Origin of the sequence: Mycobacterium sp., from assembly GCF_049585075.1 — a bacterium.
Classification (GTDB): Bacteria; Actinomycetota; Actinomycetes; order Mycobacteriales; family Mycobacteriaceae; genus Mycobacterium.
The window spans coordinates 1-25,497 of the sequence record NZ_JBAUZA010000442.1; the positions used below are offsets into that span (position 1 = coordinate 1).

Here is a 25,497-nt window from a genome sequence, read left to right on the forward strand (position 1 = left end):
GACTTCGGACTGGATCTAATCATGGGTGGGCTCAAGGCATCCGGCGTGATGGAAAGTCCAGCATCGTCCACCCGCTGATCACGAGTCATGCCGTGAACACACGAGTTCTGCGACCCAGAGCGATACTGCGGTGATTCGTACGATGTACTATTATACCGACAAACTCGTTCGCGGAAGGTAACAGGATGATGCAGACGGTTTCGCTCTCGGTAAGCGTGCGTGACCACGTCGCCGAGTTGCGCTTGACCCGCGGTGACCTGCTCAACCGTTTTGATGAAGAGCTCCACACCGACTTCATTGGTGCTCTTGTCGAGCTGCGCGACATGCCAGACCTGCGTGCGGTGGTGCTCAGCGCGAACGGAAAGGTCTTCTCCGCAGGAGGCGACTTCGCTTTTATGCGCCTCGTGCACGGCGATCTTGCAATGCGTCTGCGCTTCCTGGACCACGCACGACACATGCTGGCCACCCTGATCGATTTCCCGGTCCCGATTGTCGTGGCGCTCCACGGCGATGCGATTGGACTGGGTGCGACGGTGGCGTTGGCATGTGATGTGGTGGTCGCATCGCGGACCGCGAGGGTGTTTGATCCGCACGTTGCGGTCGGATTGGTGGCCGGGGACGGAGGATGCCTGGTTTGGCCGCAGGCGGTTGGCATCATGCGCGCAAAACGCTATCTGCTGACCGGCGACCCGGTCAGTGCACAGGATGCCTATGCCATGGGCTTGGTTTCCGAACTGGTCGATCGCCCAGAGGATGCTCTACCCGCGGCCCAAGCACTCGCGGTGCGCATCGCAGCGCTGCCACCGCTAGCGGTGCAAGGCACCAAGCGTGTTCTGAATAGGCTCATGCAGGAAAGGGCCGGTGAGGTGCTTGAACTGTCCCTCGCACAAGAGTGCATTGCGTTTGGTTCCGACGATCTTCTCGAGGCCTTGGATGCGGCTCAGCAGCGGCGTGTCGGTAGCTATCTAGGCCGTTGAGGTCCGTCACGCGTGATCGCTGACCGTGAGAGCGTGCTGCGCGGGCGTACCAAACTGCGTGTCCAGGATCCACGCGCGCTTGAGGAACAGGTGTGCGGAAAGCTCCCACGAGAAGCCGATCCCGCCGTGGATCTGGATGCAGGTTTCGCTGTTCCGAATCGCTGATTCGCCGGCAACAACCTTCGCCGAGGCCACCGCGCGCTCGACATCGAGCGTGGAACGGCCGTCGATCGCGACTCCGGCGGCCTCCACGGCAACTTGTGCGATCTCCGCCCGCACAAGCATGTCGGCTAACAGATGCTTCACCGCTTGAAACGAGCCGATCGGCCGGCCGAACTGCTCTCGCTGCCGCGCGTAAGCAGCCGCGAGATCAGTCACCGCCGCAGCTATACCGGCGAGCTGGGCAGCGACCAGCACGGCGCCGTCGCGGCGCAGCGTGTGCGCTGCCTCGGCGTCACCGACAACGTCTCCAACCGGGATAGCATCATCAACGCGCCACGCGGGCGTGAGCGGATCGAGTGGGGGAGCGGGCCACATTGCCGCCTTATCGATCGATCGGACTTCGATGGCGCGAACCTTGTCTCCGACGAACAGCAGCAAATCACTGACCGCCAGATACTCGACCAGAGGTCCCACTCGCTGGGTGTCGAGGCCACACACCACACCCTTGAGGCCAAGCGGGCTCGCAAGGTGTGACCAAACGATTGGGCCCGGCACCAACGCGCGTCCAAGCTCGTGATAGACAACCGCGGCCTCGGTCATGCCGAAGCCGGCTCCCTCCGGCGGGGCATCGCGCATGCAGAAAACACCCAGGGAGACGAGGTCGGCCCACAATCGATCGTCGAACCCTGGGCCCTCGCGTCCGGCCAGCTCGATCAGTGGCAACCGGTCGACACACAGCTCGCGTACGGTCTGTCTCAACGCTCTGTGCTCGTCGCTCAATTCGAAGTCCACCGGGGCTCCTTTGGCATACCCAGCGCCCGCTCCGCCAGGATGCTTCGTTGCACCTGCGATGTGCCACCGGCGATGAGGTAGCAGAGTCCGTACAGCCGCTCGTGGAGTACCGTGCCGGCCGGGATATCAGAAACATCCTCAAGCGCCAGTCCATGGCCTGCGATTACTCGGCGACCGAGGTCCCCGAGCTGTTGGTAGACCTCCGAAAAGCGCAGTTTAAAAACCGACCCGCCCACCCCCGGAGGGCGATGTCGGGCCGCCTGCGAGACGTTCCGCACGGTGAGTGCCCACAGGGCGTCAAGCTGAGCGACGATCAGGCCATGCTCGGATCGCACGCTATCGTCCCAGCTTCCGGAGCTGATCGCGGTGGTCTTGATAACAGCCGCCAGCTGCGTCGCCGCGAAGTACTCATGGATCATTGCTGTGCCTCGCTCGAAGCCCAGAGTCACCATCGCCACGCGCCATCCATCGTTCTCGTCACCGACACGGTTGGTGATCGGGACGCGCACCCCATCGAGGAACACCTCGCAAAACTCGGTGGATCCCGTGAGGGTCCGAAGCGGGCGCACCTGGATGCCCGGTGCGTCCATTGGCACGATCAGCCAGCTGATCCCCCCATGTCGTGGCGCTAATGGGTCGGTGCGCACGAGCATCTCGCAGAAGTCGGCGACGTGCGCGTAGGAACTCCACACCTTGTGCCCGGTGATCACGTAGTCCTCGCCGTCGCGGACGGCGCGGGTGGTCAGCGCCGCGAGATCCGACCCCGCCGAGGGCTCGGAAAATCCTTGGCACCACACCTCCTCACCGCGCAGGATCGCCGGCAAATACCGGGCTCGCTGCTCGTCGGAGCCTTCCGCCATCAGCGTCGGCCCCGCATGCATCAAGCCGACGAAGTTCACGCCGATGTCGGGCGCTCCCGAGATTGACATCTCACGCGCGAAGACGAGCTCCTCTATAGGGGAGGCCTCGCGGCCACCGAAGCGTTGCGGCCAACTAAAGCCCGCGTAGCCAGCGTCGTGCAGGAAGCGCTGCCAGCGTTGATCGAAGCTCTTGCGGGCGTCCCAATCATCGATAGGCGGTGTGTCACGCCACGCGGGAAGGACAGTTGGCAGCCAGCTTCGCAGCTCGCGCGCGAGCTGGTCCTCGGACTCCGACAGCCGCAGGTCCATGCGCTCCTAACCTTGTACGCTGTATGAATAGCGCATTTGTCGCGTGTTTGCAAGTGCCGCACCCACAGTGCGGCAACTGTTGACCGCCCAGATATGGACACTGTACGATTCTTCTCGCACTTGTTGCTGATTGTGTATTAGCGTGAGAGGGACTGCGTGGGTGTGATCGATCGGTTCGAGGCCGTCGGGGAGCGGACTTCAATCATGCGGCCCCGTGTGCGCTGGAGATGCGTCTGTCTGGGACGGAGGTAGCCGAATGAGCGCCGGGGTTAGTGAGTTGAGCGTGGCGAACGTGGGTCCGTTGCATCTGGCCGAGTTCTACGCCGACGATCCATGGTCGACATACGCATGGCTGCGGCGTGAAGCGCCGGTGTTTCGCCACGAGTTCGATGGTGGGGCCTTTTGGGTGCTGTCGAAGCATGACGACGTATCGGCTGCGGCCCGGAACCCGCGCGTATTCAGTTCCGCACAGGGTTTTCTGATGCCGGGTGGCGAGCGAGATCAGCTCAATCAGCTGGTAGCCCCGAGCATCATGGCGATGGACCCGCCGCAACACACAGCGCTGCGGAAACTGGTGCAGCACCACTTCGCGCCTCGTGCGGTTTACGCGATGGAACAAGAGATCCGAGACTATTTGCATGAGGTGCTCGACGAGCTCAATCCAGGCCAGCCGTTCGACCTTGTTGAAACCATCGCCGCACGATTGCCGATCTATGTAATCGGTGTCCTCATGGGCATCCCGGCCGACGAGCGAGGACGATTCCTCGACATCGTCGATGCGTCAGTGGCCTACTCGGACCCGGCGACCATCTCCGATGCACAGGGGGCGGTCGCGATGGCCACGGCATTTAGCTACTTCGACGAGCTACTGAATGAGCGCCGGATGGGCTCAGCGGGCGACGTTGTATCCGAGCTTGCGCACGCCGAGATCGACGGTGAGCCGGTCGATCAGCTCACAGCCGTTAAGAGCGCGTTTCTGATCCTTGTTGGCGGATCGGAGACGACTAGGCATCTGATGTCGTGTGGGACGTTGGCTCTTATCGAGCACCCCGACCAGCAGCGGCTGCTGCGGGCGGATCGATCGCTCATGCCGAAAGCCGTGGAGGAGATGCTGCGATTTATATCGCCCGTGCGCTACTTCGCGCGCACGACCACAGCCGACACCACGGTGCGTGGGAAGTCGATCAGCGCCGGCGACAGCGTCATGATGCTGTTCGAATCAGCCAATCGCGACGAGGAGGTATTCGGACTTGATGCCGAGGAATTCCGCATCAATCGTGAACCGCGCCAACACATGTCGTTCGGCTTTGGTGAGCACTTCTGTCTGGGCGCGCGGCTGGCTCGGCTGGAAGCACAGATCTACTTCGACGAGTTGCTTGATCGGTACCCCAATTGGGCGCTCGCCGGCGAGATCGAACGCGTCCACGAACCCGAGATCTCGGGCTTGAAAAGGCTGCCCATCACATTCTCCTGACACGTCAACCGCGCAGTGATTCAACGAGGAGGCAGCCCTGATGAAGATGTTTGACGGCAAAGTCGCGTTTGTCACCGGAGCGGCGCGCGGCCAGGGTCGCTCGCACGCCATCCGGCTGGCGGAGGAGGGCGCGAACATCATCGCCCTCGACATCTGCGCTGAAGTGCCCTCGGTCGCATACGACATGCCGACAGAGGAGGACCTCGACGGCACCGTGAAGCTCGTGGAAGACGCGGGTGGAAAGATCGCTGCCTTTCGAGGAGACGTCCGTGATCGGGCGACGGTGCAGAATGCCGTCGCCACAGGCATCGAGCGATTCGGACGGCTTGATTTCGTGCTGGCCAACGCGGGCATTATGCCGGTGTTTGGAGAGCGCGCGAAGCCGGACAACGCTTGGCACGACGCGATCGACATCATGCTGACGGGCGTGTTCCACACTGTCGAGTGTTGCGCTGACACGCTGATCGAACAGGGACAGGGTGGCTCCATCGTCCTCACCAGCTCGACAGCGGGATTGAAGGGTATTCCCCGAACTCGCGCCATGAGCCCGGCCGGCATGCTCGGCTATCACGCCGCCAAGCACGGCGTGGTGGGTCTCATGCGTGTCTACGCCAACACTCTGGCGCCGCACTCGATTCGGGTCAACACTGTGCATCCGACCGGAGTAAACACTCCCATGGTGGTCAACGAGGCCTTCGTCCAGTGGGCAGCCGAAGATCCGCTGGTTGGCGAGATCTTTCAGAACGCTCTGCCCATCCCATTGATCGAACCGGTCGACATCTCCAACGCCATCGTGTGGCTTTGCTCGGAGCAGGCGCGCTATGTGACGGGTGTGACCCTGCCTGTCGACGCCGGGTTCACGATGCGATGACTACCAACCTGCGTGTGAGCGCGGACTCGATCGAGGATCAAGAAGCCGACATCGCCCCTCGCCGTGCGAAGCCCGTGAAGTGGGGGGCCGCCCTTGGGATCATGATCATCGCCATCGAGGCTTACGTACTCGCTGATTGGATCATGACCGGCTACGCGAAACCCCTCCCCGCTGGCACGACACCGACGCCAGATTGGATGGGCGTAGTCAGCCACGCCTTGGGACTCGTCGGTGTCGTGCCATTCGTCCTTTTCGTTTACTACTTCCTGATTCGGCAGTGGCGGCGAGCTGGACATATCACCACCGACAACGCACCTCCGTCCGAAGCACCTCCGCCAAAGCCCGAGGCGGCGGGACCACCATTGGGAGCAACCCATGTCCACTGATCTGCGACAGGCTGACGACGCGGAATTCTGGGAGGGTTTCGAGAAGGTCATGGGGCCCGACGGTCTGCTGACGTACCGCTACCTCGGGACCCGAACGGTCGAGGGCGCCGACGGTCACCCCGAGGGCAGCCTGCGCATCCGCCACGATCTACGCAACGGCGGTGGCGGGCTGCTCGCTGCGCCGCTGTCCATCGCGATTGCAGACCTCGGCGGAACGTCTAGCGACGCGACCGGAGTTCCAGCACCAGTGCAGAGTTCAGTGTCCATCCTGGACTCCGGTCGCGATGTCGGTGAGATCCGAGTTCGGGGCGTGACGCTGCGCAACGGCAAGTCAATGGGATTTGGACAGTCGGAGATCCGGGACGCGGCCAATCCCGCACGGGTCATCGCGATTACCCGGGGCATATGGGTCAACCTGCGCGCCGCGCCCCCCGGATACCGCTATGTGGATCCCGGCCCCGGCATTGAAGACTCACCGTTGCTTCCGCCTCTGCCGGAAGCGTTCGGCGCCAAGCACTTTGACTTGGGTGTGTGGGAACTCCCCGAACTCAACGCGCACCTCGGCTCCACTACGGGTTCCCTGCACCACGGCCCCACTCAGATCGTTCTCGAAGGCGCGGCCCTTGATCTCGCCGAGGAAGTCACCAACACCGGGCACGCGCAGATCGAGGACTGGTCCGTGATGTACGTGGCCCGTGGAACCACCGGCCCGTTCCGTACGGCCGGGCAGATCACGTGTGGTCACGACCGCATCTCCTGCCGAGTTGTTCTTCGCGACAGCGGCAACGGCGACCGTCTGGTGGCATCTGCGGTCGGCGTCTTCGGCGAGACGGGATGAACGCTGCCGCGGGGGATCACCTCGATCAAACGCTCAACGACATGACGCCATCGAGCATCGACGCAGCGCTTCGCGAACTGACGGGCTCTGGCCGCTTCGAGATCGGTCTCGACGAACATGGCCACCGCAACTTCGTCAACCGTCCTTCATCTATCTGCGCTCTCGTTGCGCAATGCACGAAGCGCGGAGACGATGAGTTCCTCGTGGCCGGGCATCGACGTATGTCGTTCGAACAATTCGCCCACTCCGTTTGGGGGGTCGCCCACGCACTGCGTGAGCAGTACGGGCTGCGGGTCGGCGATCGCGTCGGCATCCTCGCGCCCAACAGCGTCGATTGGCTTCTGGCAGCGTTCGGAACAGCCTGTGCAGGTGGAATCGCCGTCGCGCTCAACAGCTGGTCCTCTCCGCGAGAGCAGGCGCTCGCAATCGAGGATGCGCAACTGACCATCCTGGTTGTCGAGGAATCCCTCGCGGCGTCACTAATAATCTCGGACCTCGGGGCATCTAGCTTGAGGCAAGTCCTCGTTTGCGGTGACCCGACCCGCTTCCTCGGGAAGCTTCCCGTTGCCTCCTTTGAAGACCTTGAGCAGCCGACCCCCGACCCACCGGGGCACGTCGCGCACGAGGACGACACCTTCGTAATCGTTTATACGTCAGGGACCACGGGTGTACCGAAGGGCTGCATTACCACCCATCGCGGGACGATCGCCCAGATCAATTCGGTGATCCTGAGCGGTATTCTAGATCGCCGGATGCGTGGCAAGGCCGCGCCCAGGCGTGCTGCGCAGCAGCCGGCTTTGCTCTTGACGCTACCGCTCTTCCACGTCTCGGGGCTCCACGCCGCTGTCTGTTTGTCGCTCGTCACGGGGGCGAAGGTGGTTCTCCTCGAGGGCCGCTTCGAACCCGACAAGGTGCTGACCCTCATTGAAAACGAGCGCATTACCGCGTGGGGCGGGGTTCCGACGATGCTCCAGCGCGTGGTCACCTCGGCAGGCGCGGCGCGCGCAGATCTGTCCAGTCTCAAGAATGTCTCGGTGGGAGGTGCGCCAGTTTCGTCCGGCGCACTGGCCAAGGCGCAGGACCTACTTGGTGACTCCGCCAATGTTGCGAGCGGCTACGGCATGACCGAGACACACGGCGCTATCACGATCAGCGGGCAGTGGATCGGTCCGGATCGGCGGAGCTCGGTCGGGCGAATCTCGCCCATCGTCGACGTCGTCGTTACCGATGACGACGGCCGTTTAATTCCAGCTGGTCAGGTCGGAGAAATCCGAGTGTCTGGACCGGTGGTGACACCGGGCTATTGGAACCGGCCTGACGAGACAGCAGACGCGATCCATGCTGGGTGGTTCCGCACCGGGGACCTGGGATACCTCGACGACGACGGCTACCTTTATGTGGTCGACCGATCCAAGGACATGATCATCCGCGGCGGCGAAAACATATATTGCAGTGAGATCGAGCACGTACTTGAAGACCTGCCGGGAGTCATCGAGGCCGCCGTGTTCGGGATTCCCGACGCAGATCTTGGCGAGCGCGTATGGGCGGTCGTCCATGCCGACGCGACGGCGCCGAGTCCCGCACAAATGCGCAAGCATGCAACGGACACTCTCGCCCAATTCAAAGTCCCGGATCACATCGAGGCTGTCGCGGAGCCGTTGCCACGGAACGCGAGCGGAAAGCTTCTGAAACGCGAGTTGCGCGAAACCGTATATACCGCGTCCCGGCGGGATGCGGTGTCTCATGTCGCATCCGCGAAAACGGCTGGCACCAAGCAGATTACCGAAAGCAACTAGCTCGATATCGTGCGCCGGTTACGAGAGGTCCGTGAGATCGCAACGGTTGTCGCCGGCGGGCTGGGCTGATTGACGGCTGATTGACGGGAGTCGCGATGGGCCGACGTGGAAGCGAGGGATGGTCGGAGGGCGCGGCTAAACGCGCGTACGGCGACATCACCATTGAGCAGATCGTCGAGGCCGCATTGACGCTCATCGAGCGGGAGGGGGCCGCGGGGTTGTCGATGCGTAAGCTCGCCGAGCACCTAAACGTGTCGACGATGGCGCCGTACTACTACATCGACAACAAGGACGCCCTGCTCGACCGGGCGATCGATCATGTCGTTGGTGCGGTTCAGGTTTCGCAAGAGGGCACCTGGGAGGACAAGCTGCGCGGTGTCATTGGCGGTGCCCGTGATGTCATAATCCGGTTTCCGCAACTGGCCCGGGTGATGCAGCAGCGCGCGCCGACCCACGAGCAGCAGCGCCTTGCTCGCGAAACCATGGCGCTCGTTAGCGCGGCGGGGGTATCAGCTGCGAATGCGCCCAAGGTCGCCCACGTGCTGCTCGACTATCTGTTTGGATCGCTGGGCCGACAGGCACTGGACAACGGCCCCTACCCGGCGCTGTCGGGGGCCAGGCACGAGACCGAGTTCGACTTCGGACTGGATCTAATCATGGGTGGGCTCAAGGCATCCGGCGTGATGGAAACTCCAGCATCGTCCACCCGCTGATCACGAGTCATGCCGTGAACACACGAGTTCCGCGACCGGGCCGATTCAGCCGCCTGGATTCATACAACGTAATAGTATAGGAAAACGTCGCTTGCGGAAGGTAACACAACGATGCAAAACCTCTCGCTCTCAATGACCGACGGTGGGACCGGTGCCGAGGCGACGGCCGAGTGGCGTGGACAGGAGAACCGATGATTCGCAGCGGATCGACAGTCGCAGTTGTATCGACGATTGGGGGCATTTCTCTGATGGCGGCGGCTCCGGCCGCCCACGCCGAGGACTTCGTCACATACGAGGTCCTTTCAGGTTCAGTCTCCTCAGTAAATGTTGAGTACTATGACCGCTCGGAGCCGATTTCGCTGGCCGGTTTGCCGTTGCCATGGCGGACCAATGCGACAGTTGTAAACCCGAGCAGCCAATCAACTGATGGCGCTAGACTCCGCGCCAACTGGCGCGAGACTCAGGGGAATGGGTGGGTCACCATTCGCATTTTCATGCGAGGATCCCTCATCTGCGAAAGCACTCAGACAAAGGGTAAGGCGTCCTGCTACGGGAACTGGCCCTCTCTTGATGGAGACTTGCCAGTCGCCCCGGGGGGGAGAGCGGTGGCGGGTTTGCCGGATGCGGCGGCACCGTAGACAGAACAGTGGGGATCCCCCCGGCCAGTCGAAAACGGTGGCGACTTCGTGGGCGGCAGAGCGGCTGAGCGCAGAAACCCAAGCCACGCAGATATCCCCTGTGAGGATCGGCCGACGATTAGCCCGACTAGTGAGAGATGACTCGTTACCAAATCGAGGAGCACGGCGCCCTGGGCCGCCGGACACTTCGACCTCGGCGTGTGAAACGAAATCCAAACCATTGCAACGTAACTCAGCTCGACCAGTTCCGCAGAGCGCTGTCGCCGGCCCACTTGCTGCGGCCAGTCGAGGACGGTCAACGCGATCGCTTGACGGGCAGACGTCGGGTGATTATTCTCAACAACCATAAGTTTTGTACGATGCACGAATATGGTGACTTGGTAACCCACCAGTGCTCATACCGCACGCAGGGGAGAGGAGCCGCAATGCGGCGTCGAAAAGCCAGGTCCCGAGGCGCGAGCGCGCCCAGGCAAGGCCAGCACGTCGGTTTTGCGTTCGGCGATGGGGTGAAAACACGGGGACCGGCACTGAGCACTGTTGGTAGCAATCCCGTACAAAAAGGTCAAAACGATCCCGACCGCCAGGGGTGGGTATCGTCGGCCCCCCGATATGGCTGTGCTGGCGGGGTCACTCGTTGGTTTGCTGGACAGCCCAGGGGGACGCTAGAGGTGGGGACTACGATGCTCCAGTCTGACGACCAGCCGTGATTACTCGCGTCATCGGCGAGGGTCAACAGGAAGCGATGGCTCCTGCCGTCAACGCGCGCCGAGCAGCCGAGGCTGCCGCGCGCAGAAGAGCTCCGGCTGCCGCGCGCCGAGCAGTGTCGCGGTTAGCAATGACACCAGTGAATAGTGCGGCCGCGACAGGCCGCGGCTTTCTCCTCTTCGCGGCCGTAGTGCGCTATGCGGTGGCCGATATCCTAGCGTTGCGGCTCCCGGTCGGAGAACTCCTATCTCAAGCTTGGACCTTGCTCAGTGTGACTGCGGTACCTGCACTGCTGATGGCCGTCCCATTCGGCGCGATGGTGGCGGTCGTGACTTCGGGACTCGTTAATCAGGTGGGGGCGAGTTCGCTAGTTGGCGCGGCGGGCGGGATAGGTATTGTCCGGCAGGGCGCGCCGATCACTGCCGGCTTGTTGATGGGTGGCGCCGCCGCTTCGGCAATCGCTTCGGACTTCGGGGCGCGGGCGGTCCGTGAAGAGCTCGATGCGATGCGGGTAATGGGCGTTGATCCGGTTCGCGCCTTGGTGGTGCCGCGATTCTTGGCGTTGCTATTAATATCGCCGATTTTGTGCACCTACATCATCGTGGCTGGGACCTCCGCCACATACGTACTCTCAGTGACAGTCAGCGACGTGACACCCGGAAGTTTCTGGATGTCATTTGGAACATTCGCCAAAGTGGTGGATGTGTGGTTTGCGATCGGCAAGACCGCCGTATTCGCGGTAATTGTGGGGATAGTTTCATCTCTTCGGGGCATGGAGGCCAAGGGCGGCCCCCGCGGGGTCGCCGATGCGGTGAATTCATCGGTAGTTCTCAACATTATTTACATAATGCTCGCGAACCTCGCGATAACGCAGTTGGAGACGATGTTCTTTCCGGCGGTGGTGGCGTAATGGCTCTGCACCAGCGAGTTTTCTTGCCGTCCAAGCTCTTCAGTACTCGGCTGATATCAGCGCGCCCGCTTCGCGAGGCGTTTCACACAGCCGGGCAGTGGACGGTATTCATTGCCCAAGTTTTCGGGACGCTGCCGGTGACTGTCCGACGATATCGGCGAGAAACATTGCGGGCGATGAACAGTCTTGCCTGGGGTAGGGGCTCGATCATCGTCGACGGCGGCGTGATAAGCGTGCTGGCGATCCTCGGTCTCGCGCTCGGTGCCTCCTTGGCCATTGAGTCGTTTGCCATCTTGAACATCATTGGCTTTGGTGCGCTATCGGGAATTGTCGCCGGGATTGGGAGTGTTCGAGAAATCGCGCCTCTCGTGGCGGGTATCGCGTTCACTGCGCAGCCGGGCGCGCGGATGACTGCAGAGATCGGTTCTATGCGCATCGCCGACGAGATTGATGCCATCGAGGCAATGGGCCTCAGGCCGATACCGTTTGTGGTAGGTACTCGCCTGATCGGCGGGATGTTGTCTGTGATCCCGGGTTACGCATTCACGCTGATTGCGAGTTTCTGGGTCATGGACATAATAATCCGGGTATTCCACAACCAATCCGGCGGTACATATAGCCATTACTTAGTGGAATTCACTACACCAACGGATCTTCTCTACTCGACGATCAAAGCAATTGTCTACTGCATGGCTGCGACATTGATCCATTGCTACTATGGATTCTTTGTTACGGGCGGCCCAGTCGGTGTAGGTTTGGCGTCGGGGCGTGCTGTGCGTGCAAGTCTGGTCGCTATTATGGTGCTAGATCTCATACTCACCGTGACCCTTTGGGGTCTCCGTCCTAATTTCGTGTTCAAGGGCTAGGTGATTAGACCATGCTACTGAACACTGCGGCGGAAACAGAGGCGCGAACTTTGACCGTTGTGGGCGCGGCGGTAGTGCTGGTGTGTACTGCGGTGGCCGGGATGCTTATTGTGGTGAATCCTTTTGGTGGCAGACCGAAAGGCGACATCTCGATCGCGATCGACACGCCGTATATCGGTCAAGGTGTCGCGACGGGTACCGCTTTGGTCATGCACGGGGTAACGGTGGGCAAGGTCAGGGGCCTTTCTAGTTTGCCAGGGGGAGGTGTTCGGCTCGACGCCGACCTGCAGACCCGGCCAACAGCGGGCTTAACCGACACGATGGAAATTGATTTCCGTCCTATCAACTATTTCGGTGTCACCGGTATCAATCTAAAGGCGGGTCGCGGCGGTCATCCACTCTATGACGGGATGCGGATCGACACGATGCCGAAGGGAAACTTTGCTCTCCAGGCGTTGCTGACCCGTCTTGGTGAAATCACCACCGGAGTGGTGACGCCGCAGCTAATCCACGTGATCGACTGGGGGACCCGATACACCGATGCGCTGAATCCTCTCATCGAGACGATGCTGAGTGCCGCCAATGCAGTTGCCAAAGTACAAACGGTTTCTACCAAGCGACTATTGATTAATACGACTGGACTCAGTGTTGCGTTTCCCACGTTTGTCAAGTCACTGATTGATGCCGGCGACGGTTTCATACAGCCAGTTGATTACATAAATTGGACCCTGAAAGATGCCACTCAAAAAGAGTACGAAGATTTATTCTTACCGACAGTTATAGAGGCAGAAACAGGCCTCTTTGGCGCGGTTGGCAGGCTACTGTCAACCCATTCGCGCGATCTCCATCCCGTGACTGAGATCGTCAAAGCGCTGTTCGATGTGGTGGCACCGTTGATCAGGCCCGAACAAATGGGGCAGATGGTGGCGGAACTGCGCACTCGGTTCGAGAAGATGTACGGGGGGACCCCGGAACAGCGTGCCCTTCGGGTTCGACTCGTGTTGGACAGTCTGCCCGGTGTGGCAGCCCCGATTGCGGCTGTGGGAGGCACGCGATGATAAGGGGCAGAGCGGCGTTGTGGCGCCTCGCCATAGCCGGTGCCGTTGCGGTCGTCCTGCTCATTCTGGTGGTGAATGTCATACGGCAGCCGGTGGCGGCCCGCCTGCGCGCGTACACTGCCGAGTTCACTGATGCCTCCGGACTACATGTGGATGCCGATGTGCGCGTGCGGGGGGTTCGTGTCGGGAAGGTTCGCGCGGTCCAACTCGAGCGACGGAGCGGCCAAAGCGTTGCCGCGGTCACGTTTACGCTTGACCAGCGATATGGCATAGTGTCGGCCACGCGGCTCGCGATCAAATTCCAGGCCCTTACTGGTTTGCGGTACGTGGCTGTGGAGGATCCCGCGGAGCAGTATTCACCGGCAGATCTCGTTACACGTGCACCTACGACGATGACGCAACCTTCGTTGGATGTCACCGCATTATTCAATGGGTTACAACCGGTGTTCGCCACCCTGAGTCCGGATGACATAAACACCTTTGCCGCGAATGCCGCCAATTATTTGACCGGTGATGGGGGCGGCTTGAAGCCGCTGTTGGACAGCATCCAAAAGCTATCCAAGTTCGCGTCGGATCGCGAACAGGTAGTCGCAACATTGCTGCGCAACCTCTCGGCCCTTGCCGACACCATGGGCGGCCATTCAAAGGACTTCATCCAGATATTGACGTGGGTTAATGGACCACTCAATGGTGCTCTGGACGCGATAGACGAGTTTCGAAAGTCTCAGCTTTACGGCCTCGACTTCACGTCTGCTGTGCAGAAATTGTTGGAAAACGCGGGATTCCCAGTGCTTCAGGGCAATGCGCTTGGCTTCACGCAGGGCGCCGCTTTCTTCAGCCCCCAGATGTCCCGGGAGGACATTGACCTGGCGATGGACCGCGCGTTCACTAGGTTGGACGATTTCACTGACGCGTTCAAGTTTGTTCCGGTCTTTTGGGATAATGTCCCACCGCCGTCTACGGCCGGCGGGCCCGCCCCGTGCTCCCACGGTCGCGCTCAACTACCGGAACAGATGGATGTACTTCTCAACGGGCAAAGGGTGCTCTTATGCAACCGATGAAATTGGCGCGAAGCCCGATTTTATGGGGCACGGTCGCGTTCGCCTTGATGACTGTTTTGGCGCTCGTTGCAGCTTGTCTTTATCTCAACCCTCCGGGGCGCAAAATTGTCACCTTTTACACCCATGATGCATTGTCGGTTCGCCCCGGAGACGATGTACGAATCGCTGGTGTCACGGTGGGCAAGGTGAAGGACCTTGCACTCGAATCGAACCAGGTCAGGGTGCGGCTTGGTGTTGAGGACTATGCATTTGTGGGAGACCAGTCTCAGGTAGAGGTCCGCATGCTGACCGTCGTGGGCGGCTACTACGTGAACATCGTGTCACTGGGGGATGGCCCCCTGGGCGCCAATCCAATTCCGGTCGAACGCACCACCATGCCCTATAGCCTCATGCGCACCCTTGTGGACACGACGAGGATCACCGAACAGGTTAAACCAAAGCCGTTCAAGGAATCACTAGACCAACTCAAACAGGGGCTCACTGGCACAAACGTTGATGCGCTCTCCGCAATAGTTGATGCTGGCAACAGTGTCATGTCGACCCTCGATAGACAACGCGGGCAAGTGACTGCCATCCTGAATCTGTCAGATGAGTGGATCCGGGCCCTAGGCAATTTCGAAGATGAGCTCAGAGAATTAGTCCGTAAGACTTCGGTTCTGGAAGCAACACTGACCGTTTACAGCACGGGATTCCGCGACGCGGTATACGGCCTAGGCAAGATAATTGACCAACTCACACCCATCTTTATCTTTTACCGGAATCACCACGATGAGACGATTGAACGGGTGCGCCGCTTCATCGTAAAAGCACGGATGTGGGCGGACCGCAATGGTGCAATAATCCGGTCGTTGCGGCTGGTACGGAACAAAATTGAGCGTGTCCTTGACGCGCAAGGTGCGCCGCCCGAGTTACTGGCCACCGACATGTGTTTCCCGATACCAGGGAGTCCGTGCTAATGGCTGGGCCACGTGGGCGCCGCGCATACCGGACTGCCGGGGTCGCACTTATAGCCGCAGCGCTACCTGTCGTCAGTGGCTCATGCATCTCGAAAGACGCCCCGGGAGTAAGAGAGACGTCGGTGGTTAGGGAACAGGCCGACTATTGCGCGATCCTGCCCGACAGCATCGGACTGTACCCAGGCAATCCAGTCACGCAGATGGGTTATCGGATCGGCAAAGTTAAGACTGTCAGTCCGAGTCCAAACGACGTGCGCGTCGATTTCACTCTGAATGAGCAGCGTCGGTTACCCGCAGATGTCAAGGCAGTCATCAGGTCGCCATCCATCCTCGCCGACCGATCGCTGGAACTAGTCGGCAACTATGAATCGGGTCCGCAGCTATCGACACGCGGGTGTATCCCGCTCAGCCGGTCGGCAACACCCAAGAGCTTATCCGAGGTGATCGGGTCGGCAACCACTTTCATTAACACGATTAACCCCGACGGATCGACGAATGTCGGTGATGCGGTACAGAGAGTCGACCAGTCTTTTCACGGCACCGGGGCGGGCATCAATAAGCTGCTGACTACGGCGTCGTCGCTGCTCGATAGCCCTGATCAAGCAATCAGCGACATCGGGTCCGTCATCGCCAACACCGAACACTTAACGTCGGTGCTCACGGACCTCAGAGGTCCGCTCAAGCAGATCCTGTACGACGCGCAGGCGAGTACACAGGATGTTACGCTCGCTGTAAATGGTGGCTACGAAATAGCGAGTATCGTCGACCCGTTACTAGGCTTAATGTCGGAAATAGAAACCATTCTTGGACAGGAGCTTCAATTCACGCTCGATACGGTGTCCGTCACAGTGCGGAAGCTCAGTGCTCACGCTCCTCGGCTAGCGAATCTTTTAAATCCGGTGCCGTGGTGGATCAACTCGATGGCCAACATCATCAACAATCACCTTTGGCAAACAATCCGGTACCGGCCACCCCTGTACCGCATCCGTACCCCGGACGGGGTCGCCCTTTGCAACATCATGAACGCTTCGATGCGGGGCAGCTGCGCAAACGTACAGGGCACGCCATACGCGGTTGACGTTGCGCTGCTGCAGTACGTGCTTACCCAGGCGGCGAAGCCATGACCAGCCGGCAACGGCTGATCGCCGCGGTCATTTGCTGCACCGTGACACTGTCGTCATGCGCAGCAATCAACGTCGATGCGCTGCCCCAGCCTGGTAGGTCCTACAGCGGTGGTCGGGACATCGTCATCGAATTCGAGAATGCCTTGAATCTGCCCGCTCGCGCACGTGTGGTGCTGGACGGTACAAACGTCGGCGTCGTCACCAAGGTGGAACCCACTGCGCGCCATGTCGACGTCACCGCGACAATCGACCCCCACGTCACCGTGCCATCGAACATCCATGCGGCGTTGCAGCAAGCCACAGTGCTAGGCGACATCTACGTCGCCCTCGAGCGGTCCCAAAACGACAACCCAGCGGCACCCGCACTGGGTGCAGGCGGCAGGATTTCGTTAGCGCAAACCACGACCCCGCCCCCTCTGGAAGCCACTATTGCCAATCTGGCGAATTTCGTGTCAAGCGGGTCCATCCAGCGCATCCAGAACACGATGATCGGCCTCGATCGAGTCCAGCCCGCCGGCGGAGAAGCTGCGTTGCGCAAACTGGTCTCCCAGGTTTCCGCGGACGTCGAGGACCTCGGCAAGAACGTCAATACGGTCGACCAATGGCTTAGCGGTCTGTCGCAAACCGCTCAACTGATGCACGACCGAATTCCGTCGTTTCTGTATTGGTTCGGGCCGACAGGCATGGCAGGCTTTGGTCGCGGGCTCGCCTTGGGGATCCACTTCGGTAGGCTTTTTCCCTCGCTCGGCAGCATCTATGCGGGCGGATACTGGCTGATGCCGCTGCTCCGTTCGCTCGTCGATGGTTTTGGGGCGCTTCAACATTCCAAATGGGTGTTCGAAAACGAGTACCCTGCGTGGCAGCGGCTGTTAACTACTTTCTTCCTTCCGCAGGATAAATACCCCGCCATCAACATCACATCAATCTTAGGTCCTGACGGGCGCGAACTTTCGGGCAGAGCGCAAGACGTTCTCCGGATCCTAGGAGCGGCACCATGAAAGTGCGGGGGTTGGTGTCATTCATCGCTTTCGGAGTCATGATGGCGCTAGCAGTTACCTACTTTGGTGCACTTGGTGTCCGCATCGGGCCGCCTGAGAACCGAACCAACCTCTCTATCAAGGTCGCTGATATCAATGGTCTATTCGTCGATTCGAACGTTCTACTGCGGGGCGTGCCCGTCGGCAAAATCACTAATCTCTCGACGAGTGTCGATGGAGCAACCGTCGACTTCTATATTGATGGTCGCTACCGTGTGCCCGCCGACAGCGATGTGAAGTTCGGAAACCTATCTGCCCTCGGTGAAGCGTATATTCAGCTGGTCCCCCGAGTCGAGAGCGGACCTACATTTCAAGACGGCCAGCGCATCCCAACCGAACTGGTAACACAGCCGCCTTACGTATCAGACCTGGCGGCAAGTGTCGGCCGAGTTCTAAACCAGCTTGACCCCGGCGCGCTAGAACGCATCACCGACGAGCTAGACACAGCAATACCACCCCCGGACGCCGTCCTGCCCAATCTGGTTCGGACGAGCAAACTGCTGAAAAATCTTGCAGCTAATATGAATGGACACGGGTCGGCGCTACTCGGCAACTTCCAAACCCTGCTGCAAAATGCCTCATGGGTAGGCCCAATACTCGCTGACCTCGCACCTTACCCGACACAGATCGGCCACGCTCTGGGCGGCCTCATGAGCGTCATAGCAGTAAATGTTTACCACGGTGCACCTATGACCGTCGTCGCGATGCGTCGTCTTCTCGACCGAATTCAAAAGCTATTGGACACCAATGGTAGTGACCTCAAAGTCCTGGGCGAAAGGTTTCTACCGCATGTCAAGGGAATTGCTGGAGCTCTGTTGAATTTTGACCCCAGTCAGATCATGGCCAACATTTTAGCGACCCTACCGGAAGACGGCGTAGTTACGCTGCATGTGATCCCGAACTAGGCAGGAAGTCCGCTATCAAGAATATCGAGAGGGATAAATGCAATGACTCATACGGAGCAGGACATGACTGGCATGGATATGAACCCTGATTCCTCCGAAGCAGAGGCGCCCGAGAACGATACCAACGGGCCGATGGGTGACGACAAACCGACCTGCAGCGAGTCCAATGACACGAATTCGGCTGACAAGAAACCTGTCGACGAGGAATCTACAGACAAGAAAGCCACGCGACGGCGAGTGTCGATTTCTCTTCGCGGCTTGTTGCACGGTGTGCTAATCGCCGCCCTTGTCGCAACAATCGGGCTGCTAGCCTGGTTGTATTGGGAAACACAAGATAAACTCGACGTAAGTGCTCGACGGACCGAGAATTATGAGCACGCGGAGAAAATCGCGTTAAACTACGCTGCGAACGCCGCGGCGATGGATTTCCAAAACCTTGGTGTGTGGAAGGACAAGCTCGTCGCGGGCACTACTCCGGAGCTTAAGGACAAGCTGACCAAGGCAGCGACATCAATGGAGCAGATCTTAGTTCCTCTCCAATGGTCTTCGACGGCAAGTCCGCTCGTCGCCAAAGTTCGTTCGAACACCGGGACGACCTATGCTGTCGATGCTTTCGTGAGCGTTCAAACAAAGACCCTGCAGGCTCCGGATCCACTTCAATCCACGGCCGCGTACACCATCACGATTGACAGCAGCAAGGACTGGCAGATTAGCGATGTCGGTGGAATTGGCGCGATGGTAGAAGGAAAGTAGGGCCGGCTGCGCTTCCGCCGGGGTAGAGAGGAGATCTGATAACGATGACAAGTCTGACCACAAAAATGGGGTTCCGCTATGGCGCTGTGATCCCGGCGTGCGTCGTAATTCTCTTGTCCGTCCCCGCCGTCCCCACGTCGGCTGCCGATCCTGACGCATCTGACCCAGGGAATTATCAGGTGCCCGACCCACGGGATTATAATCCGGATGCATACAGTAACTCCAGCTACAATCGGCCCGTCGAGCGATTACCAATGATTGTCCCAACTCCCTCGAACTGGCAGCCCAAGTTTCCTTTTCCTTATGACCAAACCAGGGGAAGTGTTACCAACGCCGATATCACCGCAGAGCGGGAGATGTGCCAATGGTTCAAAGCGCAGTATTACGAGTTGAGGCGCCAGATCGATAAATTACAATCTGACCGAATAACCCCGAATGGGCCGGGCGTCATAAACGGTTCGGGCAGTGACTGGGATTACAGCCGCGGCGATCTTCAGCAGGAAGCTGACATCGTCACGGCGAACATTGATCAGTCGGAAGACTTCCTGGCCCCCCGCGTCCAGGCGCTCACGCAGAATACGGAACATTCTGACGACGCATACTTTCCGCTGTATGAGGGGAAGAGCTTCTACCTACTTTGGCAGCACCTGTCCAATGTCAGTGCTGGGATCAAAAGCCATCAGCCCGACTGGTTCACCGGCCCATCGGTGGAGCGAGTGAAGCGGTGGGGTACCAGGATCCAGCGTTCGCATGTATGCGACTAACGGGCGATCGGAACGGGTGCGCGGTCGGATACTCGACGGGCGCGGGCGGCGGATCGCGCGGGTGGCGACGATCGCAGCGTTTGTCCCAGCAGGTCTCGGACTGGCACCGTCTGTCGCCGCGGACGCAACAACAGCCAACTTGAGAACCGCGATTGCGTCGGCGCGTGGCGGGTCCTGCGGGCCCCTTCGTTCCGATCCGGTCGTCGAAAGGGTCGCCGAGGCTATCAACCGATCGGTCAGCGATTATCAAAATCTCACTTCGGCGGGTTTACAGCCGATTGACGACCCCGGGCCGGGATTGAAGGCGCTCGGCTACAGCGGTAACAAGTCAAAGTTGTTGCGCGGCTACGGCAAAACTGAGGCTGATGCGATTAAGATTCTAATCTTGCAAGGTTTTGCCGTAAAAGAGGGGACGCCTTTTATCGCTGATTGCGCCTTTAAGGATTATGGGGCAAGCGTGATTCATAACGATACGTGGGGTTATATGACATCCACGGTGCTGGCGGGACCTTAATATCGTGTTCGAATTAAGCACCATTCAGTTCGAACTCAGATATGACGTCGACAGCCGCACGCATTGATAGTCCGAGGAGAACAATGATGGGCGTCCCCGCCATGATCGTCTTGCTGATTGCTGGCACTTCAGCCGTCGTTGTGGCGCCGGCTGCCAGGGCTGACGACACCGTGACGTACGAGGTGGTTTCAGATACCGTGGCCGCAGCAAATATTGAGTATTTCGACCACTCTGAGCGAAGAGCACTATATGGAGTGCCGCTGCCGTGGCGCATCGATGTGCCTGTGGTCGATCCTCACAGCGGGTCAACAAACGGGGCCGAAGTTCGCGCCGACTGGCGAGGCAGCGTCCCCGCCTCACCACTACCCCCAGGCCGCCCGCCTGGTTACTGGGTAACCGTACGAATCCTTTTCCAAGGGAAAGTTATCTGTGCAAACACTCTCGATGTAGGCGACGCGGCATGTTACGGCTCTACCTCGTTTATGTCGTGACATTTGAACCCGCATTGGTATCTCGGCGTTAGGACGAAAAAATGCAAATCACTGCCCGACGGTTTGTGGCGGTAGCATGCGCGATCGGATGGCTATTCGGCATCGCGCCTTCGGGAAACGCAGATCCGCCCGGTGGTGATGCTCCTCCGCCCAACAGCCCGTTCCCGGACCTAGACGTCATCACGGCGTACTATACTAAGCTAAATCCCGAGGAGTTCTACCTCCCAGATCGTTTCGGCGTTTGGTTCTTATCGCCCACCGGAATGAACTGCGGTATTTGGATTTGGGGAAGCTTCGGCTGCAGTGGTGATATTCCGGGTGCACCCCCGGGCGACAATCACATCGCTTGGTTCAACGGCAACCGCGCGGTACACCACGGTTGGACTGCAGCCATGCAATACCCTGCCGCACAAGCGCAGCGGGCACTGCCGCCACTTAGCTACGTGACTTTTGAAGAATCGACGTGCGCAGTCACGTTGGAGGGTAATACCTATTGCGCACACGGTCCGTTTCAGCTATTCACCACACCCCAGGGGACTTGGTTCAAAGGTTGGAACGACCGGAACTCTTATGTCTGCAACAGTTACGGGTCTTGCCCTTCTGGCTGACCCGGCTGGTGTATGACCGCCCAGGATAGCCTTGGCCTCGTGCGTCGGGTGGTGCCTCAAATCAAGGTACCCGCGAATGTTGATCGGTGCCTCACGTAAAAATGCCCGCGAAAGTGATTCAAGAATTCGCTGCCGTTGTCGAAGTCCAGGCCGATGACCTCGAAGAGGACCTAGTCGACGACGGCCTTGAGCGCCGCCAGGATTTGGGTGCAGGGCGTTATTGCGCACGCCGTGGGGCAATGTCCAGCACCCAGGTCAGGTTCAGCGTCGGGGCGAATTCGTCCTTGAGTGTTGGCCCACAGTGTGCGACCGTGTCTCTCTCGAAAAAGACTCGCGGAGAGTTGATTTCGTCGGTGGCTTTGCCGATTTGACCGAAGACCGCAACAGGGTCTCACGCACCTGCGGGCTGTAGCGCTGCTGACCAAAACCTAACTCGCCGTGGGATTCTAGCCCGTCGAGTGGATGGTCATCGAGGTAGCCAGATACTTACCGCGCTGGCCACCTGAAGCGGCCCAGAACTTTTGCAGGACCTTGAGCCCGTAGGAGGAATACTTCGGTGCCCGCGGCTTACGTGGCTTCACGACGCTGCGATAGGCCGGGGGGCGCTGCCACGCGACCAGCAGGGCCTCCTCCACCACCTAATCCAGAATTCGTCCCCTGTTCATATTTGACAGCCATCACATACGCCCTGGCGCACCTAGCGGCGACTTCGGCACGACATGCCATCGACAACCCCACTTTCCATGCCCTAGCGGGGATCACCGTTTCGCGGGCACTTTTCGTGAGTCAAGTCGTGGGGTTGACCGCATGAATCTTGACGCTGTACGATTCCTGGCAGGCGATTTGGCGTGCAGTCTTTGGGCCGCCTGGCTTCGGCGAAAGAGGGACTTGTCAATGTCTTCATTGTTGGCGCTTGCCGGGGTTCCGAGGTTGCTCGAACCACCTATCGACATGAAGGGCCACCCCAAGGCCGCAGGTGTGTGGTTCGCCATCATGATCGCGACCTTCGTTGCGGCGTCGGTCTGGTCGTGCTGGCGTGCTACGCGTCATGGTGACCCACTTGCGCTGATCTTGTTGCTGAGCGGTGTTATCTGCACTGGCATCGAACCCCTGCTTGATCTGGTGGGAATGGTTTGGTACCCAACCGACACTGGGCCTTTTGCTTTCACAGCGTGTGGCAGGTCCATTCCGGTGTGGGTGATATTGGGCTACGGCTGGTATTACGGCGTGACGTCTTACCTCCTGTTCCGGGGCCTGAAACATAGGTGGTCGGTGAAGCGTGTCATGGGGTACTTGCTAGCCCTTGCTGTCCTGGACTTGGCAATGGAGTCGGTGGTGGTACCCATCGGCATCTACCGCTATTACGGACCTCAACCGTTCAACTTCTACGGTTTCCCATTCTGGTGGATGATTCCGAATGGCACGATCGCGGTGATCGGTGGTGTTCTGCTGTATTTGGCCGTGCCGTATCTGAAGGGGTGGAGGATGCTCGCGGGCCTGGCGATCGTGCCAGCAGCCGATGCCGTGGTCTACTTCGGTGCGAACTGGCCCACTTTTACCGCGCTCAACATGGATGTTCCACCCGTCGCGAGGTGGGCGGCTGCCGTATTGGGTTGCGGATTGACGTTGCTGTTGGCCTGGGTTGCGGTGTTGCTGGTCAAGAAGATTGACCAGCAGCGGAGGATCGATACGCCCTGGGATGGCGGCAATGTCGTGGCGGCCCACCGTTAACGCTGCGCCCGCGAAGTCGTCCTGCTGGGATACGTGGTGCCGTGAGAGCTACGGGTTTCGGTTTGTCCGCTGCCGCTGGCGTTTTGAGCGATCAAAAAGACACGCAGGCTTGATCCGGGACCACCTGGCTCAGGCCTGGCGGCCCCGCTGGCCCCACCTGGGTGGGGCACAGTGGACGAGCTTTGTGACTTTCAGTGATCGGCGGTTCCAAGCAGGGCTGGCACCGGTAACAAGTCAAAGTGTTTTCCCATCTTCCCGGGAGAGTTGGTAACAAATGGCCATGTCGCTGCGCAGTCAGAAGGTTTGCATTTGGTGGTCGCTAATCATGATGGTCATATATTGCATCGTGCTCCGCTTCAACCTGCACATGCTGCCGCCACCGAGCGCTCGATGGCCGGCGACCCGGATCGCACAGTTTTACGTCGAGCACAGCACCGAGGTGAAGTTGGGCGCTGTGGTTTCGAGTTGGGTGAGCTGCTTCATGGTCCCGCTCACTATCGTCGTTGCCGTGCAGATGTATCGGCATGAAGCCCGCAAGGCGCCGGTCTGGACAATCCTGACGGTCGTAGGCGGTTTATTGATGAACCTTAACTTCGTGTTGCCTTCAATATGCTTTGGGGTTGCGGCATTTACGCCGGACCGCGCGGCGGACGTGACGGCCATCATGCATGAGTTCGGGGTGATATCGCTGGTCACTATGGATCAGTTCTACATCTTCATGTGGGTAGCGGTAGCGGTGATCTGTCTGGCACCGAACTCCGTACCTCATTCGCCGTTTGCGCGCTGGTTCGGCTACTACACCATCTGGTCTGTCCTGATGATCGAGGCTGGCGCCCTTGCGTTTCTGTTCCGCACCGGGCCATTTGCCTGGAACGGGCTGTTGGCCTTCTGGTCGCCAGTGATTGTATTCTTCGGCTGGATCGCGATCGCGACAGTGCAGTTGATAAGAGCGATCAACGCGCAGATGCAAGAGGAAAATTCTCAAGCTTCAGCGGTGATGTCGGCGGTGTAGTCAGAAGCCTCCGCCTAGTCCGCCCATCGCAGGCAGTTGACGGCCGGTCACCAAAGTCGGCTCCTACACGAACAAGTCGTTGAAGACGCGACCGAATAGTCGCAGGTCCGGCGGTGATGTCTAGGTCGCAATCATGGGTCCGAAGATCGAAAACCAGCCCATGAATTCAGTCGAATTGCCGAGGGGCAGCTCTTCATCGAGGTCATCCGCGCGCGCTTGCCCCAACGCGTGGAGCGCGTCGGCGAAGCGCTGGATATTGTCTAGCGCAGTCGATGGAGCAACGTCGATGTCAGCGCGCCATAGAGATAGCAAACCTGGCTCCGCGACTTGACCTGAGATTTAGACGGCGTATGATTTGGTTACGTCGGACATGCGGAATCTCTTTGGCAACTTCAGATTCTGCTGCGAGGCAGGAGAGCGCCCGTGCGTGTGATCGAGGCCCTGTTGAATGTTGAGAACAGTTGGACTTCAACGCGAGAGTTCGCCAGTAGTGCTGGGCCGGAGATCGTTGATTTCACTGACGATTTCGCACGTGATATCCGTGCTTTTGACCTCTGCGTCAAACAGCGACTCGGTGCTGCCGCTGACGCTGGAATACCTTACCGCCCAGTCTTTTGCGTCCACCCCGTGACGATGTTTATGAAACAGCCCATGTCCGCACCGCGTACAACTCCGCTCGACGCAAAATGATCGAGCTTGGCCTAACGCGATGACTGCCTATCGGCGTCCCCGGACCTCGTTGCTGCGGAGCGACATTCAGGGCCTGATGCACCCTAATCGCCGGCTGCGGTTCGGAGCAGACCGCACTTTTCACTTGTCTGCCAACGGCATCCCCGTGGGAACCCCACGTGGATTTTCGAAAAGCAGCGGCCATATAGCAGATCTCGATCAGCAGTTCGAGGAAGTTCAGCCAGGCCGGGGGGCCAGTCATCGCAAGCCGCACCCATTGAGCCTGCAATTCGCATGCCCGGACCACCCGACTGACGGAGGCATGGCAAAGGTAACACGACGAACTTACTGCACCTACGGACTTAGGGTTTCGCATGGGTATCGGTATCCAGGTTGAGGGACTGACGAAGTCCTTCGGCTCCCAGCGAATCTGGGAAGACGTGACGATGGAGGTCCCGGCAGGCGAGGTCAGCGTTTTGCTGGGCCCGTCGGGTACTGGTAAATCGGTTTTCTTGAA

23 protein-coding genes and 1 pseudogene are annotated in these 25,497 nt (G+C 59.6%); 21 read left to right on the top strand and 3 right to left on the bottom strand.

The features are described 5' to 3' along the window. The first annotated feature begins 215 nt into the window (after positions 1-215). Positions 216-977: an enoyl-CoA hydratase/isomerase family protein gene (locus WB785_RS20985; protein ID WP_424081443.1), complete on the top strand. Its 762-nt coding sequence runs from the start codon at positions 216-218 to the stop codon at positions 975-977. A 6-nt stretch (positions 978-983) separates the two neighbouring features. Here WB785_RS20985 and WB785_RS20990 read toward each other — a convergent pair whose 3' ends face one another. Together WB785_RS20990 and WB785_RS20995 are read right to left on the bottom strand one after the other, a co-directional pair. Next, positions 984-1,931 (bottom strand): acyl-CoA dehydrogenase family protein, encoded by a 948-nt coding sequence (locus WB785_RS20990; protein WP_424081445.1) that lies wholly within the window; start codon positions 1,929-1,931, stop codon positions 984-986. Then, positions 1,916-3,100, bottom strand: coding sequence for an acyl-CoA dehydrogenase family protein (locus tag WB785_RS20995; RefSeq protein ID WP_424081447.1), 1,185 nt, complete (start codon positions 3,098-3,100; stop codon positions 1,916-1,918). The genes WB785_RS20990 and WB785_RS20995 overlap by 16 nt, the downstream gene beginning before the upstream one ends. A gap of 256 nt (positions 3,101-3,356) precedes the next feature. On the opposite strand from WB785_RS20995, the gene WB785_RS21000 reads away from it, so the two are divergent. The 17 genes from WB785_RS21000 to WB785_RS21080 all read left to right on the top strand — a co-directional run bounded on the left by WB785_RS21000 (position 3,357) and on the right by WB785_RS21080 (position 20,469). Beyond that, positions 3,357-4,574, top strand: coding sequence for a cytochrome P450 (locus WB785_RS21000; RefSeq protein ID WP_424081449.1), 1,218 nt, complete (start codon positions 3,357-3,359; stop codon positions 4,572-4,574). 40 nt (positions 4,575-4,614) lie between these two features. Continuing rightward, positions 4,615-5,445 carry a mycofactocin-coupled SDR family oxidoreductase gene (locus WB785_RS21005; protein ID WP_424081451.1) on the top strand — a complete coding sequence of 277 codons (831 nt, stop codon included), beginning with the start codon at positions 4,615-4,617 and terminating at the stop codon, positions 5,443-5,445. A gap of 14 nt (positions 5,446-5,459) precedes the next feature. After that, on the top strand, positions 5,460-5,831 hold the full coding sequence (locus WB785_RS21010) for a hypothetical protein (protein ID WP_424081453.1): 372 nt from the start codon (positions 5,460-5,462) through the stop codon (positions 5,829-5,831). Beyond that, complete coding sequence (locus WB785_RS21015; RefSeq protein WP_424081455.1) at positions 5,821-6,669, top strand: PaaI family thioesterase; 849 nt, start codon at positions 5,821-5,823, stop codon at positions 6,667-6,669. The genes WB785_RS21010 and WB785_RS21015 overlap by 11 nt, the downstream gene beginning before the upstream one ends. Beyond that, on the top strand, positions 6,666-8,465 hold the full coding sequence (locus WB785_RS21020) for a class I adenylate-forming enzyme family protein (protein ID WP_424081457.1): 1,800 nt from the start codon (positions 6,666-6,668) through the stop codon (positions 8,463-8,465). Before WB785_RS21015 ends, WB785_RS21020 begins: the two co-directional genes overlap by 4 nt. Before the next feature lie 95 nt (positions 8,466-8,560). Further along, a complete protein-coding gene (locus WB785_RS21025; RefSeq protein WP_424081459.1) occupies positions 8,561-9,178 on the top strand; it encodes a TetR/AcrR family transcriptional regulator C-terminal domain-containing protein in 618 nt (205 codons plus the stop codon). A 1,380-nt stretch (positions 9,179-10,558) separates the two neighbouring features. Further along, positions 10,559-11,431 carry an MlaE family ABC transporter permease gene (locus tag WB785_RS21030; protein ID WP_424081484.1) on the top strand — a complete coding sequence of 291 codons (873 nt, stop codon included), beginning with the start codon at positions 10,559-10,561 and terminating at the stop codon, positions 11,429-11,431. Continuing rightward, complete coding sequence (locus WB785_RS21035; RefSeq protein WP_424081463.1) at positions 11,431-12,297, top strand: MlaE family ABC transporter permease; 867 nt, start codon at positions 11,431-11,433, stop codon at positions 12,295-12,297. Before WB785_RS21030 ends, WB785_RS21035 begins: the two co-directional genes overlap by 1 nt. A gap of 11 nt (positions 12,298-12,308) precedes the next feature. Continuing rightward, positions 12,309-13,355, top strand: a complete 1,047-nt coding sequence (locus WB785_RS21040; protein ID WP_424081465.1) for a Mammalian cell entry related domain protein — start codon at positions 12,309-12,311, stop codon at positions 13,353-13,355. Further along, positions 13,352-14,416 carry an MlaD family protein gene (locus WB785_RS21045; RefSeq protein WP_424081467.1) on the top strand — a complete coding sequence of 355 codons (1,065 nt, stop codon included), beginning with the start codon at positions 13,352-13,354 and terminating at the stop codon, positions 14,414-14,416. Before WB785_RS21040 ends, WB785_RS21045 begins: the two co-directional genes overlap by 4 nt. After that, positions 14,413-15,372 (top strand): MlaD family protein, encoded by a 960-nt coding sequence (locus WB785_RS21050; RefSeq protein WP_424081486.1) that lies wholly within the window; start codon positions 14,413-14,415, stop codon positions 15,370-15,372. Before WB785_RS21045 ends, WB785_RS21050 begins: the two co-directional genes overlap by 4 nt. Further along, positions 15,372-16,496 carry an MlaD family protein gene (locus tag WB785_RS21055; RefSeq protein WP_424081469.1) on the top strand — a complete coding sequence of 375 codons (1,125 nt, stop codon included), beginning with the start codon at positions 15,372-15,374 and terminating at the stop codon, positions 16,494-16,496. The genes WB785_RS21050 and WB785_RS21055 overlap by 1 nt, the downstream gene beginning before the upstream one ends. Beyond that, positions 16,493-17,494 carry an MlaD family protein gene (locus WB785_RS21060; RefSeq protein ID WP_424081471.1) on the top strand — a complete coding sequence of 334 codons (1,002 nt, stop codon included), beginning with the start codon at positions 16,493-16,495 and terminating at the stop codon, positions 17,492-17,494. The genes WB785_RS21055 and WB785_RS21060 overlap by 4 nt, the downstream gene beginning before the upstream one ends. After that, a complete protein-coding gene (locus WB785_RS21065; protein WP_424081472.1) occupies positions 17,491-18,438 on the top strand; it encodes an MlaD family protein in 948 nt (315 codons plus the stop codon). The genes WB785_RS21060 and WB785_RS21065 overlap by 4 nt, the downstream gene beginning before the upstream one ends. A gap of 63 nt (positions 18,439-18,501) precedes the next feature. Beyond that, positions 18,502-19,191, top strand: coding sequence for a hypothetical protein (locus WB785_RS21070; RefSeq protein WP_424081474.1), 690 nt, complete (start codon positions 18,502-18,504; stop codon positions 19,189-19,191). Positions 19,192-19,280: 89 nt separating this feature from the next. Further along, a complete protein-coding gene (locus tag WB785_RS21075; protein ID WP_424081488.1) occupies positions 19,281-19,955 on the top strand; it encodes a hypothetical protein in 675 nt (224 codons plus the stop codon). Positions 19,956-20,016: 61 nt separating this feature from the next. Then, a complete protein-coding gene (locus tag WB785_RS21080) occupies positions 20,017-20,469 on the top strand; it encodes a hypothetical protein (RefSeq protein ID WP_424081476.1) in 453 nt (150 codons plus the stop codon). A 1,545-nt stretch (positions 20,470-22,014) separates the two neighbouring features. On the opposite strand, the gene WB785_RS21085 is transcribed toward WB785_RS21080, so the two are convergent. Continuing rightward, positions 22,015-22,206, bottom strand: coding sequence for a hypothetical protein (locus WB785_RS21085; protein ID WP_424081478.1), 192 nt, complete (start codon positions 22,204-22,206; stop codon positions 22,015-22,017). Between the two features lie 256 nt (positions 22,207-22,462). On the opposite strand from WB785_RS21085, the gene WB785_RS21090 reads away from it, so the two are divergent. The 3 genes and pseudogenes from WB785_RS21090 to WB785_RS21100 all read left to right on the top strand — a co-directional run. After that, positions 22,463-23,299 (top strand): hypothetical protein, encoded by an 837-nt coding sequence (locus WB785_RS21090; RefSeq protein WP_424081480.1) that lies wholly within the window; start codon positions 22,463-22,465, stop codon positions 23,297-23,299. Between the two features lie 280 nt (positions 23,300-23,579). Further along, positions 23,580-24,311, top strand: coding sequence for a hypothetical protein (locus tag WB785_RS21095; protein ID WP_424081482.1), 732 nt, complete (start codon positions 23,580-23,582; stop codon positions 24,309-24,311). Positions 24,312-25,354: 1,043 nt separating this feature from the next. Continuing rightward, a pseudogene (locus WB785_RS21100) lies at positions 25,355-25,497 on the top strand (ABC transporter ATP-binding protein); the annotation flags it as partial.